We start from the raw sequence: 13,312 nt of genomic DNA, 5'->3' as shown, positions 1-13,312 counted from the left end.
CGGGCCGGAGCATCATCTAGGCTCGTCAGCGATGACTAGCGAAAGCCAGGAGCACGGCGCGGCGCGCCGCCCTGTCGAGGACGAGGTGGACGTGGTCGCCGAAGAGACTCAGAAGCCTGCCAAGGGCGAAAAACAGGAGAAGAAGGGGTCGTTCTGGAAAGAACTCCCCGTACTCATCGTCGTAGCCCTGGCGCTGGCCCTGATCATCAAGACGTTTGTGGTCCAGGCCTTCTACATTCCGTCGGAATCGATGGAGAACACCCTGCTGACGAACGACAGGGTCCTGGTCAACAAGCTCGTCTACCACACTCGTGACATCGAGCGCGGTGACGTGGTGGTCTTCTCGGGCGTCGACTCCTGGGACGGCGAGTTCCAGCTGGAGGAGCCGTCCAACCCGGTCGAGGGCTTCTTCCGGTGGGTCGGCACGGCGTTCGGCATCATCCCCGGCGAGAAGGACTACATCAAGCGGGTCATCGGCGTGGGCGGCGACCACGTCAAGTGTTGCGACTCCAAGGGGCGCATCACGGTCAACGGCACGCCCATCGACGAGGAGAGCTATCTCTACCCGGGTGACGTGCCCTCCGACGAGTTCTTCGACGTCACGGTGCCGCCGGGGCGGCTGTGGGTGATGGGCGACCACCGCTCGGTCTCGCTCGACTCCCGCTCGCACACCGGTGACCCGGGCGGCGGCTCCATCCCCGAAGGCCAGGTCATCGGGCGGGCCTTCGTGATCGTCTGGCCGTTCAACCGGTTCGACACGATCGACATCCCTGACACGTTCGCCCAGCCCGCTTTGCAGGCGCTGGGCGGATCGGTGCCGCTGGTCGCCGGGTTCGGCATGGCCGTACCCTTGGTGCTGGTCCGTCGCCGCCTGCGGAGGCGCTGATGGCCGACACCGAAAAGGCGGAGGGCGTGGGGAAACAGAAGAAGAAGGGCGGTTTCCGCGAGACCGTGCTGCTGCTCGTCATGGGCGTCGGCATCGCGCTGCTGCTTCAGGCGTTCGTGGTCGGGTCGTTCTACATCCCGTCGGTGTCGATGGAGAACACGCTGCTGGTCAACGACCGGGTCTTCGTCAACAAGCTGGCGGGCAAGCCCGAGCGCGGCGACATCGTGGTCTTCAAGGGCTGGAACGGCGAGGACACGATCAAGCGGGTCATCGGCATCGGCGGCGACAAGGTGGTGTGCTGCGACAAGCAGAAGCGCATCACGGTCAACGGTACGCCGCTGGACGAGAAGTCCTACCTCTACCCGGACGATTTCGCTTCTGGCGATGAGTTCGACGTCACCGTGCCCGCCGGGAAGCTCTGGCTGATGGGCGACCACCGCAGCGCCTCGGCCGACTCCCGGGCCCACATGGAGGAGCCCGGAGGCGGTTTCATCTCGGAAGACGCGGTGGTCGGCAAGGCCGTGCTGCGCTACTGGCCGCTGTCGCGGGGTTATCTCTTCTCCCGTCCCGACATTTTCGACAAGGTCAAGTAGAGCCGCCTTCCAGTCGCGGTATGCGGCGAATGGGGCGTACGCTGCCTGTGTCATGACAGTTGCGTTCCGCCCTCGACCGAGCGTCGTCCGGCGCGATTCCGGACTCTACGCCTATGAGCGGGCGCTGGCCCGCCGCGGCCTCACCCCCATTGCGGGCGTCGACGAGGCCGGTCGCGGCGCCTGCGCCGGCCCCCTCGTGGTCGCGGCCGTCATCCTGCGCAAGCAGATCGACGGCCTGGGCGACTCGAAACTGCTGACCCCGCAGGTGCGCGAGCGCCTCCACGACCAGATCATGCGTCTCTCGCACGTGGGCATAGTGATCATCCCGCCGGGGGAGATCGATGCCAAAGGTCTGCACAAGTGCAACGTCTCGGGAATGCGGCGAGCTGTCGCGCAGTTGCCCTGTGACCCGGAGTACATCCTGACGGATGGCTTCCCGGTCCCGGGGCTCCCGGCGCCGTCGCTGGCCGTGTGGAAGGGGGACCAGGTGGCCGCGTGCGTGGCGGCCGCGTCGATCGTGGCCAAGGTGACCAGGGACCGGTTGATGGTCGCGCTCGACGAGCGCTACCCGCAGTACGGCTTCGCCGAGCACAAGGGGTATGTCACACCAGGACACCGGCTGGCACTGGAAACACACGGCCCGTGTCCTGATCACCGTTACTCCTTCGTCACGGTGGCGAGGGAGATGGGTGAAAATGAAATGGGGGCCGGGGTTGCCTGAGCAGGCGAACCGGGGGACCGGTACGACAGGAGGACCGCGATGAGCGCAGAGGATCTCGAAAAGTACGAAACCGAGATGGAGCTGCAGCTTTACCGCGAATACCGTGATGTCGTCGGTTTGTTCACGTACGTGGTGGAGACTGAGCGGCGGTTCTATCTGACCAACTCGGTCGATCTCGACGTCCGGACCGCCGAGAACGGCGACGTCTTCTTCGATGTGAAGATGCAGGATGCATGGGTTTGGGACATGTATCGGCCGGCGCGGTTCGTGAAGAACGTCCGGGTGGTCACGTTCAAGGATGTGAACGTGGAGGAGCTGGCCAAGGCTGATCTGGAGATGCCCAAGGAAGGGTTCTCCGGGTAGGGGGATCGTGGTGGTGGGCTCGGGGGTGTGCCGGGAGTGAGCGGGGGTGGGTCCTCCCGCCCCGGGTCCGTCGGTTTGTCGCTGTCAGGGGCGGCTTGTGGCGTGCCCAGCGTCTGACTGTGCCCGGGGCGCCGGGTGCTGTGCCATCTCGCGGTCGTGACCACGCCTGCGCGCGCCTCACTCGCGTCGTCGACGCCCGCGCCGGCCTTGCCTGCGCTTGCCCGCGCTTCACCCGTGCCGGCTTGCCCGCGCTTATTCGCGTTTCACTCGTGCCGGCCGTGCTAGCGCTTGCTCGCGCTTCACTCGTGCTGGTCTTGCCTGCGCTTATTCGCGTTTCACTCGCGTCGGCCTTGCCCGCGCTTACCCTTGCTCTACTCGCGCGCTCGGCGCGCGTGCCGGTGCCCACGCGTGTGGGCGGCGGCCGTACCCTTCTCCCGCGATGTCCACCGGTCCCGGTGTCTGCATGGGCCGCGCCCAACCCCCGCCCGCTGCTGCGCTGCACCCCAGCACACCAGCCGCCTGAGCACGCTCCTGAGCACATCCCGCCCATGTAGCTCATGCGGCACAGCTGGACCTCGTAACCATGGTCGGTGGCTGCGGCAGCCCCAGCCGGGTTATCCACAACCCTCCGCCACCCCACACCCCCTAATCCACAGAACCCCGTTCGGTCCTGCACCCGCCATCCCACCTCCGCGAAGGTGATCCCGGAACCCGCACCGGATCGACCCGACGGAGGTGGCACATGGCCAAGGAAAGCAAGCTCGAGCTAGGCAAACGCGGCGAACAGGCAGCCGTGACCTACCTGGAAGCCGCGGGCATGAAGGTCGTCGAACGCAACTGGCGCTGCCGCCACGGCGAGATCGACATCATCGCGGAGGACGGCCCCACCCTCGTCGTGGTCGAGGTCAAAACCCGCTCGGGCAGATCCCACGGCACGGCACTGGAGTCGGTCAGCCCCGCCAAGCTGGCCAGGCTACGCATGCTCGCGGCCAAATGGCTGTCCGCGCAGCCCCGCACGTTCGAGGCCGTCCGCGTGGACGTGATCGCCCTGGAGCGCTTCGCGGGAGACTTCGCCCTCCGCCACGTACGGGGGGCGATCTAGATGGCCGTGGCCCGCACGCGCAGCGTGGCCCTGGTGGGGGTCGCGGGCCGCACGGTCGAGGTCGAGGCCGACGTGGGAAACGGCCTGGCCGGCATCCACCTCATCGGCCTCCCCGACACAGCGCTCAGCGAGGCCCGTGACCGCGTCAGATCGGCGATGGTCAACAGCAACTACCCCTGGCCCGACGCCCGCATCATCGTCAGCCTCTTCCCGGCCAGCCTGCCGAAGCGTGGCTCCCAGTTCGATCTGGCGATAGCCGTGGCCATCCTGGGCGCGGCGGGCGTGGTCCCGGCCGAGCGTATCGCGGAGCCGTTCTTCCTGGGAGAGCTCGGCCTCGACGGCCGCATCAGAGCCGTACGCGGCGTGCTGCCCTCCGTCCTGGGTGCGGCCAAGCACGGTGACGTCACGGTCGTGGTCCCCTCCGCGAACTCCGCAGAGGCCGTCCTCGTGCCCGACGTGAAGGTGATCCCGGTGGCGGACCTGCGCCAGCTCGTGGAGTGGCTTCGCAAGGGTGACGATCCGCCCAAGCCCGAGTTCGAGGAGTACGCCGAGCCGCCCAAGACCACCGGCGCCCCCGACGTCGACCTGGCGGACGTCGTCGGCCAGCCGGTCGCCCGCCGAGCCCTCGCAGTGTGCGCGGCCGGCGGCCACAACCTGTGGATGCTCGGCCCGCCGGGCACAGGCAAGACCATGCTGGCCGAACGCCTCCCCACCCTCCTGCCGGACCTGGAGCTCGACCACGCCCTGGAAGTCACCGCCATCCACTCGGTCGCAGGCGTCCTGCCGTCCAACGCGCCGATGATGAGCCGCCCTCCGTTCGTCAGCCCGCATCACACGGCGACCGCCGCCGCGATCATCGGTGGCGGCAGTACGATCGTCCGCCCCGGAGCCGTCTCACTGGCCCACCGGGGTGTCCTGTTCATGGACGAGGCCCCGGAGTTCCCGCGGCATGTCCTGGACGCGCTGAGGCAGCCCCTGGAGTCCGGCCGCGTGACGGTGTCGAGGTCGGCGGGCTCGGTCACGTTCCCGGCCAGGTTCATGCTCGTCCTGGCGGCCAACCCGTGCCCCTGCGCCCAAGCGGAGGACCAGACGGAGACCTGCAGATGCTCTCCCACGATCAGACGCCGCTACCTGGGCCGCCTGTCCGGCCCGCTCCTCGACCGCATCGACATGAAGGTCACCATCACCCGCTCGTCGCGCCGCGAGCTCCTGGCCGACCGCCAGTTCGTGGAATCGAGCGAGACGGTGGCCGAACGTGTCCTGGCGGCCCGCGAACGAGCCGCCAAGCGCCTGGCGGGCACGCAGTGGCGCTCCAACGCCGAGATCCCCTCCTCCGTCCTCCACGCCGACTACCGCCCTTCCGACGAGGCCATGCGCCCCATGACGGCCTGTCTGGACGCGGGCACCCTCACGGCCCGCGGCCTCGACCGCGTCGTACGAGTTGCCTGGACCCTCGCCGACCTGGCCGACAAGGACACCCCAGGACAAGACGAGACGAACGCGGCCCTCAGCTTCTGGCTCGGCGTGACATGACCCAGCCCAACCACCCCACCGCCCCGGAAAGCTTCCTCGGCCACCCGCCCTGGGAGGCTTCCTCGGCCACCCGCCCTGGGAGGCTTCCTCGGCCACCCGCCCCCGGAAGGCTTCCTCGGCCACCGGGCCCCGGCTGAGCCTCCTTGAACATCCCGCTGCCACGCGTCCCTCACCCTTCTCGGCACGAGCCGCCATCACCCCACACTCCGGGAGGACCTTCATGACCACCCCGCCTTCCGCAGCCGCAGGAGCCGGCAGATCTCCCATCACTGCGATGACCTGCTCCGACGGAGCCTCGCAAACCCACATGCCCCGCGCTTCGCCTCTTGCGACCACGACCGCGACCGCGCACCCGGCGGGTCCCGTGAGCAGAGCGGGACCCAAGGCCCGAGAGGCGCCCATGAGCGGCCAGGCTGATCAGCGTCCCCCGCAAACGGGGATGGCGGGCTCTGGGCGACCGGAGACGAGACCTCGAGCCGAAGCCCGGCGGGAAATGGAGGCGAGAGCCGCTCTCATGCGAGCCGCCGACGTCGGAGACGTCACGATGGGCAGCCTCGTGGCCGAGTACGGTGCCCCGCAGGCGGTGGAGGCCATCCGCGCCCGCACCCTCCCGCCGGAGTTCGTGGCCGGACAAGCCCAGCAAGAGCGCCCGCCCAACCTCACATCCCGCCTGAACGCCTGGTTCACCCGCCTGGCAGCCGCCAACCCCGCAGCCGACATCGAAGCCGGCCAGAGATCCGGCGCCAGACTGATCATCCCGGGCAGCCCGGAATGGCCGACCCAGCTCGACCAGCTGGGCCGCGGCCGCCCCCTCGGCCTCTGGGTGCACGGCAACGCGGACCTCCGCTTCTCCTGCCTCAAATCCGTGGCGGTGGTCGGAGCCCGAGCCGCCACCTCGTACGGCTTGCACATGGCGGCGGAGTTCGGCATCGGTCTCAGCGAGTCAGGATGGACCGTCGTGTCGGGCGGCGCGTTCGGCGTGGACGGGGCAGCCCACAAGGGCGCACTGGCCGCCGGCGCGCCGACGGTCGTCGTCCTGGCCTGCGGAGTCGACGTCTGCTATCCGAGCGCGCACGAGCCCCTGTTCGCCGAGATCAAGGAGAAAGGAGTGCTCATCAGCGAGTGCCCGCCCGGCGTACACCCGACCAGGGCCCGTTTCCTCATCCGCAACCGGTTGATAGCCGCCCTGTCACGAGGAACGGTGGTGGTGGAAGCCGCGGTCCGCAGCGGCGCCCTCAACACGGCCACCCACGCCCTGTCCCTCAACAGACACCTGGGAGCGGTCCCGGGCCCCATCACGTCCGCGATGTCAGCCGGATGCCACAGACTCCTCCGCGAACGCAAGGCCGTCTGCATAACCTCGCCAGAAGACATGATCGACCTCGTGGGCGTGCTGGGCGACGACCTGGCCCCGCAGGTCCGCGCCCCAGCCGTCCCGAGGGACAGGCTCAGCGAGCCGACCAAGAGAGTCCTGGACGCGGTTCCGTCCAGAGGCGGCGCGGGCCCGGCCTCGATCGCGGTGGCAGCAGGCATGAGCCTGGACGCGACGCTGAGCGCACTGGGCGGCCTGGCGGCCGCAGGCTACGTCGAACGCATCCCGAAGGGCTGGCGCCTGCGCAGACAGACGGCCTCCTACCGCAAGGCCCCCGACTCCACAGCCCTGGAACCCCCATCCGCCCCAGAACCGGACCCTGCCGAAATCCCACCACCTCCGGACGATTTCCCCGGCCCGGAGGACCTTCCCTCTACCCCACGGCAGTCCATCCCGGCTCAGGAGCGCTGCCACGCGAACGCGCAGCACGAAGCCGACACCTGGCGAGGGGTTCGTTAATTGGTGTCGGTTTCCGCTTCCATGTCGTTCTTGAGGGGTGGGGATGGTGCCTCGATCGGGAACAGGATCGGGCTGAGCAGGTATTGCGTGCGGTCGGGGGCTGATGGGTTGGCGAGCCGGGGCGCGATGGCGGCGCGTAGCTCGCTGATCAGGTCGTGCAGTTCGTCGTGGCTGAGCCAGATGGCGTGCTGCCGGTAGCCGACTAGGTCTGCCACCGGGTCGGCCTCGTCTCGGTCGAGATAGGCGTTGAACTCGGCGAGCAGGATGGCCATGGCCGTGGCGAAACCGCGCCGATGGTCGTCGGGCGACAGCGATTCGATCATGGCAGGGTCGATCACCGCCAGGTCCTGGCGTAGGCGGTAGCGGCGCTCCACCGCTCCCCGTACTCTCCGCTCCTCGGCCACCTCCAGGACGCCCTCGGTCGCCAGCAGATCGATGTGCCGGTAGAGCGTGGCCTTGGAGACGTCGGGGATCCGCGCGCACAACTGAGAGGTGGTCAGCATGCGGCCGCCGCGCATCGCGTGAACGACGCGCAGCCGTACCGGATGAGCCAGGAGCTCCAATGGGTCCATGGGCTTATGATCTCATATCTGCTACCTTTCTCATCAGTGAGAAAGGTGAGGAGGAGGCATGGGAGTAGCACGTGAGCCCGGTGCGGTCGCTGTCTCGGTCGTGGAGCTGGCGGAGGAGGGGCGCTTCGGGGAGATCGAGGAACTGTTCGCTCCGCCGCTGCGGGCGGCCGTGTCCGCGGACATGATGCAGACTGCTTGGCTCGGCGAGATCGGCAAGCGGGGCGGGGTGTCCGTCATCGGGCAGCCGGTGAGTGAGGCGGCTGGTCCGGGGCTGGTGCGGGTGAGCGTTCCGGTCGGATGCCAGCAGGGTGGAATCACCCTGGTCGCGGTGGTCGATGAGGCCGGCACCCTGCATGGGCTGCAGCTCGCGCCCGCGACGGCGGCCCCGTGGGAACCGCCGCCTTACGCCGACCCTGAACGCTTCTCCGAGCAGGACGTCACCGTTGCCGACGGCGCCCATGCGGTGCCGGGCACACTGAGCCTGCCGCGCGGCGAGGGACCATGGCCCGGTGTCGTGCTGCTCAGTGGAGGGGGACCGTTCGACCGCGACGAGACGAGCGGGCCCAACAAACCGCTCAAGGATCTCGCCTGGGGGCTGGCCAGTCGTGGTGTGGCCGTACTCCGGTTCGACAAGGTGACGTACGCGCATCGAGAAATGATGACCGCGCCCGGCTTCACGATGACCGGCGAGTACGTTCCGTCCGCGGTGGCTGCCGTACGCCTGCTCCGCGGACTGCCCGAAGTGGACCCTGCACGGGTCTTCGTCGTGGGCCACAGCATGGGCGGAAAGGTCGCTCCACGCGTGGCCGGCGCTGAGGAGTCCGTGGCAGGGCTGGTGATCATGGCGGGTGACACGCAGCCGATGCACCGCTCAGCTGTGCGTGTTGTGCGCTACCTCGCCTCGGTGAGTCCCGATGCCGTCCCGGAGGCCGCAGTGGAGGGGATCATCGAGCAGGCCGCGATGGTCGACAGCCCCGCACTCTCGCCCTCGACACCGGCTGCGGCGCTGCCCTTCGGCCTGCCGGCTTCGTACTGGCTGGATCTACGCGACTACGACCCGGTCGCGACCGCGGCGGCCCTGGACAAGCCGATGCTCATCCTCCAGGGAGGCAGGGACTATCAGGTCACCGTCGCGGACGATCTCTCTGGGTGGCAGACAGGCCTCGCGCACCGCCCCGATGTCACGATCCGGGTGTATGACGCCGACAACCACCTCTTCTTTCCTGGTGAGGGTGTCTCCACGCCTGAGGAGTACGAGGTCGCGCAACATGTCGATCCCGCTGTTGTCGAGGACATCGCGAAGTGGTTGGTCGCGGGGCGCGGTGTGACACCGTCGTCGTAGCAGGCCCTTGAGTGGCAACGTTGCGGGCACGGTGAGTGTCTGGGGATGACTGGGAAGTAAGGAGAGTTCGGGTGTGGATGGAGATGCGGAGGGGGTTCGGGCGTGGACCGGGAAGAGGTCGTGGCCGAGTTCGGACGGTATCTGCGGCTTGAGCGTGATCTTTCTCCGCATACGGTCCGGGCGTACCTGACTGACGTCGGCTCCCTGCTCGATCACACGGGTGGGGAAGTTGAGCGTCTGGACATCGGGGTGCTCAGGGAGTGGCTGGCGGAACAGCATGCGGCGGGGAAGGCGCGGGCCACTCTGGCGCGCCGGACCGCCTGTGCCCGCACCTTCACCGCTTACTGCCATCGCCGGGGCTGGCTGCAGGCGGATCCGGGACTGCTGCTCGGCAGTGCCAAGTCGCCTCGGACGTTGCCTTCCGTGCTCGATCAGCGGCAGGCCGAGGCCGTGCTGGCCGTACCCTCGACCGCGGAGCCCAAGGAGTTGCGGGATCAAGCGCTTCTCGAATTGTTGTACGCCACCGGTGTGCGCGTGAGTGAGCTGTGTGCGCTTGATGTCGACGATGTGGACCGCGAGCGGAACGTGATCAGGGTGCTGGGTAAGGGGCGCAAGGAGCGTACGGTGCCTTTCGGGCTGCCTGCGCTACGGGCCTTGGACCGGTGGTGCATTCATGGGCGGCCGCTGTGGATGCGGGCCGGGACGGGGCCGGCGCTGTTTCTGGGAGTACGGGGCGGACGTATCGACGCGGGGACCGTGCGGCGGGTGGTGCATGCGCGATTGGCGCAGGTGGAAGGGGCACCGGATATGGGGCCGCATGGGTTGCGGCATAGTGCGGCCACGCATTTGCTCGAAGGTGGCGCTGATCTTCGCAGCGTTCAGGAGTTGCTTGGGCATGCGTCTTTGAACACCACGCAGATCTATACGCATGTCTCGATCGAGCGGCTGCGGGCGGCTTATCGGCAGGCGCATCCGAGGGCGTGATCGGTGGCGGTTCGGCCGTCCGCCGGGGTGGGCCCGGTGGAGGGGCCGGGTGGTGGGCCCGGGTGGTGAGCCCGGTGGGGGTTGGGTGGGTGATCGTGCTTGCACTGGCCGGTCTTTCGTTCTGGCCGGTCTTTCGTTTTTGTGTTCCGTGGTGAGTGGTTGACGACGTCGGTGGCGTAGGAGGGCGGGCGGCGATCAACGCGGCCTTGGTGGGGCTGGTGGTCGGTGTTTCTGGTTTCTGCTTCTGCGTCGCCGTCGTTTGCGGTGCTGGCCCCTCACCCGACTGCGCGCGTGCGTTGTGGCACGGCGTTTGCGACGACTGCGATACAGGGCCGTGATCAGGAGGACGGTTGTCATCAGAGCGCCGAGACCGATGCCGGCGACGGCGAGTTGGGCTGAAGCGCTTCGTCGTAGCGCCTGGACCGTTCCTGCCCAGTGAGGGAGATGGGCAGGAGGGGCGGCGATGCAGGTGGGGAGTCCCGGGGGAGGCACGTTGCTTGAGCTGGAGCTCGCGATGTGGGCTGAGTTGAAGCTCGGGGTTGTACTGGGGCTTGAGCCGGGGTTGGGAATGAGGCTGGGGCTGGCGCTGGGGCTCGGGATGGGCTTGTGGCTGGAGTCGAGGCTAGGGCCGGAGCTGTGGTTGGAGTCGGGGCTGTGGTTGAAGTCGGGGCTTGGCCCGGAGTTGGGGTTTGGGCTGGGGTAGGGGCTTGGGCCGGAGTCGGGGCTTGGGCTGGGAACGGGGTAGGGGCTGGAGTGCGGGCTGTGAGAAACCCATGAGGTGGTGGGGGAGTCGTTGTCAGGGTCGATGTCGGCACTGGTGGCGGCGATGAGGGGGGTCTTGGTGGCTGCCGGGGCGAATGGGGTGGTGGCGGTCGTGGGGATGGGGGCGCGGGCTGCGGTTCTGGTGGGGGAGAGTGCGGGGGTGCGTAGTGGTGAGCGCCAGAAGGGGAGGAGACGGGTGGGGGCGTGGCCCAGGAGTTGCAGCGGGTTCAGGTAGTCGGTGTCGCGTCGGAGGCCCCAGTGGAGGCATGACTCCTCGCAATGGTGCTTCGAGGGCTCGAGAACGCCGAGTTCGGCTCCTGACGTGATGGGTTGTCCACGGCGTACCGAGGCTGTGACCGGGAGATAGGTCGTGCGTAGGCCGCCTTCGTGATCGATGGTGATCACGCCTTTGCCGGCTACCGGGCCGGCGAAGCGGATCGTGCCTGGGCCTGCTGCCAGGACTGGGGTGTCCGCTGGTGCAGCGAGGTCGATGCCGCGGTGGCCGGCGAGCCATGGCTCGGGAGGTGGGGTGAAGGGGCGAAGGATCCTGGGGGTTCCGTCGAGCGGCCAGCGCCATGTGGGGGGAGAGGCTCTTGCTGGGGGAGTGGGGGTGGTGGCCAGGATCAGAGTCGTCGAGATGAGCAGTGTCGAGACGGTCGAGGCCACTCTCCTCAGGGCTCGGGCTCTTGGGGATTGGTGCTGGGCTGGTGATGCGAGGTGGGCGAACGAGGGGTGGGCGTTCGAGGGGTGGGCGTTCATGGTGGGAGCTTGGCTGGGGCGGGCAGGGCCGCGAGAGGGTGAACGCCGTTCTGTGGATAGTGGGGGCCGGTGGGCTGTGGGTCTTGGGTGCCGGGCGCTGGGTTTAGGTCTTGGAGTGCCGGGCGGTGGGTTTTGGATGAGGCGTGGAGGGCTGTGCGGTTTTTGGATGAGGCGTGGAGGGCGGTGGGGTTTTGGGTGAGGCGTGGAGGGCGGTGGGGTTTTGGGTGAGGCGTGGAGGTTGCGGGTCTTTGGGATGAGCGGTGGTGGGCTGCGGGGGCCCTGAAGACAAGGGATGGTTCGTTGTGGATCTTGAGATGGGGATGGCGGGGTGCGGAAGCGGGAGGGGGACGGTGGGTGGAGAAGGGGTTGAGGGGTGGTGTGGCGGGGGCGTGATCGGGGGCGCGTTCGTGGCTGAGGTGGAGCGGTGAATCAGCGCGGGGAATGGCGCTTGGTTTCGGTCAGGTGGGCGGCGGAGTGGGCGAACGATGGGGCGGGGGCGTCCGGGGTGTGGGGCAGGAGGGGGCGGCGGTGATGCGGGCGGAGCGGGGATGTCCAGATCCAGATGGTGCTGAGGGCTATGCCTGCTGCGCAGATGAGGATTACGGGGCGTAGGCCCAGCAGTTCGGCCAGGAAGCCGCCGGCGAGGCCGCCCAGGGCCAGGACGCCCTGGACGGCGAAGGTGGTCGTGGCGTTCACTCGGCCGCGGAGCTCCGGGGCGGTTTCCCGGAGGGTGATCGCGCCCATGCAGGTGGCGAAGGCGACGACGATGCCACCGGTGATCGTGCTGGTAAGAGCGAGGAGCGAGAGCTTCCACCACAGAGGGCCGGTCAGGAGGCCTACCGCGAGGATCTCGATGGGGAAGAAGATCACTGAGACGAGCAGGACGCGGTTCTCGCCGTAGCGCTTCGCCAAGCGCGCCGTCAGCCAGGCGCCGAGTAGGCCGCCGACGCCGCTCAGGGCGATGAGGACGCCGATCAGGGCCTTGGGGATGCCGAGGGTGTTCAGCATGTAGAGCATGTAGACGGCTGTGTACGCCATGGCGAAGAAGTTGATCGTGACGCCGGCTCCGAGGAGCGCGCGCAGTACCGGATGGGTGACGCTGGTCTTCAGGCCTTCTACGACGTCGCGCCACATGCTCTTGGAGCCCGCGGGGGTGTTGTTCTCCGGGGTTCTGATGGTGCGCAGCAAGAGGGCCGAGGTCAGGAACGCGAACGCCTCGGCAAGTACGGCCAGGGGAGCCGTGAGAAGTTGCACCAGGAGGCCCGCCAGACCGGGGCCGCTGACTGATGCCACCGAGTAGGAGGCGTGGAAGCCGGCCATGGCCTCCGTTCGCTGGGACGGATCGACCACCGCTGCGAGGTGGGGGAAGTTCGCGGCCTTGAAGAGCACTCCGGCTGTGCCGATCACCAGGGCTACGGCGATCAGCCAGACGACGTTCAGCACGCCGAGCAGCCAGGCGATGGGGATCGTGGCCGCCGCCGCGCAGGAGACGAGTTCGCAGGCGATCATCAGCGGGCGGTGGCGGGTGAGCCGGTCGGCGATGGCACCCGACTGGAGGCCGAACAGGAGGACCGGGACCGAAGCGGCGGCGGTCAGGATGCCCATCTGGGATGGGGAGGCGGTCAGCAGCGTGACCGCGGTCAGCGGGATGGCCAGCTTGGAGACCTCTGAGCCGGTGACGGAGATGGTGCGAGCCGTCCAGAGCAGGCGGTAGTCGCGTTGTTTTCGGAGGGGTGGACGGGGAGGAGGGCTGGTCGAGGGCGGGATCGAGGTGGAGTCGGTGGTGTTCGTCGCCTGCGGGGTTGAGGTGGAGACGGGGTCGGCGGAGTTGTGAAAGGAATGCTTCATAACTGTGAAGGTAACG

12 protein-coding genes and 1 pseudogene are annotated in these 13,312 nt (G+C 68.2%); 10 read left to right on the top strand and 3 right to left on the bottom strand.

The features are described 5' to 3' along the window. Positions 1-31 precede the first annotated feature (31 nt). The 7 genes from lepB (AB0I79_RS21360) (at position 32) to dprA (ending at position 7,029) form a co-directional block, all read left to right on the top strand. Positions 32-886: a signal peptidase I gene (gene lepB, locus AB0I79_RS21360; protein WP_357875458.1), complete on the top strand. Its 855-nt coding sequence runs from the start codon at positions 32-34 to the stop codon at positions 884-886. After that, complete coding sequence (gene lepB, locus AB0I79_RS21355) at positions 886-1,479, top strand: signal peptidase I (protein ID WP_253749809.1); 594 nt, start codon at positions 886-888, stop codon at positions 1,477-1,479. The genes lepB (AB0I79_RS21360) and lepB (AB0I79_RS21355) overlap by 1 nt, the downstream gene beginning before the upstream one ends. 52 nt (positions 1,480-1,531) lie before the next feature. Continuing rightward, complete coding sequence (locus AB0I79_RS21350; RefSeq protein WP_357875455.1) at positions 1,532-2,200, top strand: ribonuclease HII; 669 nt, start codon at positions 1,532-1,534, stop codon at positions 2,198-2,200. Positions 2,201-2,239: 39 nt separating this feature from the next. After that, the gene (locus AB0I79_RS21345) at positions 2,240-2,563 is read left to right on the top strand and encodes a DUF2469 domain-containing protein (protein ID WP_026215037.1); all 324 of its coding nucleotides are present in this window, start codon (positions 2,240-2,242) and stop codon (positions 2,561-2,563) included. A 742-nt stretch (positions 2,564-3,305) separates the two neighbouring features. Continuing rightward, positions 3,306-3,665, top strand: a complete 360-nt coding sequence (locus AB0I79_RS21340) for a YraN family protein (RefSeq protein ID WP_357875453.1) — start codon at positions 3,306-3,308, stop codon at positions 3,663-3,665. Beyond that, entirely contained in the window at positions 3,666-5,198 is a 1,533-nt protein-coding gene (locus AB0I79_RS21335) for a YifB family Mg chelatase-like AAA ATPase (RefSeq protein ID WP_357875451.1), read from the top strand. Positions 5,199-5,712: 514 nt separating this feature from the next. Next, positions 5,713-7,029, top strand: a complete 1,317-nt coding sequence (dprA, locus tag AB0I79_RS21330; protein ID WP_357875449.1) for a DNA-processing protein DprA — start codon at positions 5,713-5,715, stop codon at positions 7,027-7,029. Here dprA and AB0I79_RS21325 read toward each other — a convergent pair. Further along, complete coding sequence (locus AB0I79_RS21325) at positions 7,026-7,601, bottom strand: helix-turn-helix domain-containing protein (RefSeq protein WP_357875447.1); 576 nt, start codon at positions 7,599-7,601, stop codon at positions 7,026-7,028. The two genes, dprA and AB0I79_RS21325, sit on opposite strands and share 4 nt — an antisense overlap. A gap of 58 nt (positions 7,602-7,659) precedes the next feature. Here AB0I79_RS21325 and AB0I79_RS21320 point away from each other — a divergent pair, with 58 nt between their 5' ends. From AB0I79_RS21320 to AB0I79_RS21310, 3 genes are all read left to right on the top strand, one after another. Further along, positions 7,660-8,943: an alpha/beta fold hydrolase gene (locus AB0I79_RS21320; protein WP_357875445.1), complete on the top strand. Its 1,284-nt coding sequence runs from the start codon at positions 7,660-7,662 to the stop codon at positions 8,941-8,943. Positions 8,944-9,045: 102 nt separating this feature from the next. Further along, complete coding sequence (locus AB0I79_RS21315) at positions 9,046-9,927, top strand: tyrosine recombinase XerC (protein WP_357875443.1); 882 nt, start codon at positions 9,046-9,048, stop codon at positions 9,925-9,927. Positions 9,928-10,420: 493 nt separating this feature from the next. Next, positions 10,421-10,630 (top strand): hypothetical protein, encoded by a 210-nt coding sequence (locus tag AB0I79_RS21310; RefSeq protein ID WP_357875975.1) that lies wholly within the window; start codon positions 10,421-10,423, stop codon positions 10,628-10,630. 293 nt (positions 10,631-10,923) lie between these two features. Here the strand turns inward: AB0I79_RS21310 and AB0I79_RS21305 are convergent. Next, a pseudogene (locus AB0I79_RS21305) lies at positions 10,924-11,448 on the bottom strand (M23 family metallopeptidase); the annotation flags it as partial. A gap of 429 nt (positions 11,449-11,877) precedes the next feature. Further along, on the bottom strand, positions 11,878-13,296 hold the full coding sequence (locus AB0I79_RS21300) for an MFS transporter (protein ID WP_357875441.1): 1,419 nt from the start codon (positions 13,294-13,296) through the stop codon (positions 11,878-11,880). Positions 13,297-13,312: the final 16 nt, after the last annotated feature.

Source organism: Nonomuraea sp. NPDC050202, from assembly GCF_040656115.1.
Classification (GTDB): Bacteria; Actinomycetota; Actinomycetes; order Streptosporangiales; family Streptosporangiaceae; genus Nonomuraea.
This window is presented reverse-complemented; position numbering and strand designations above follow the sequence as displayed.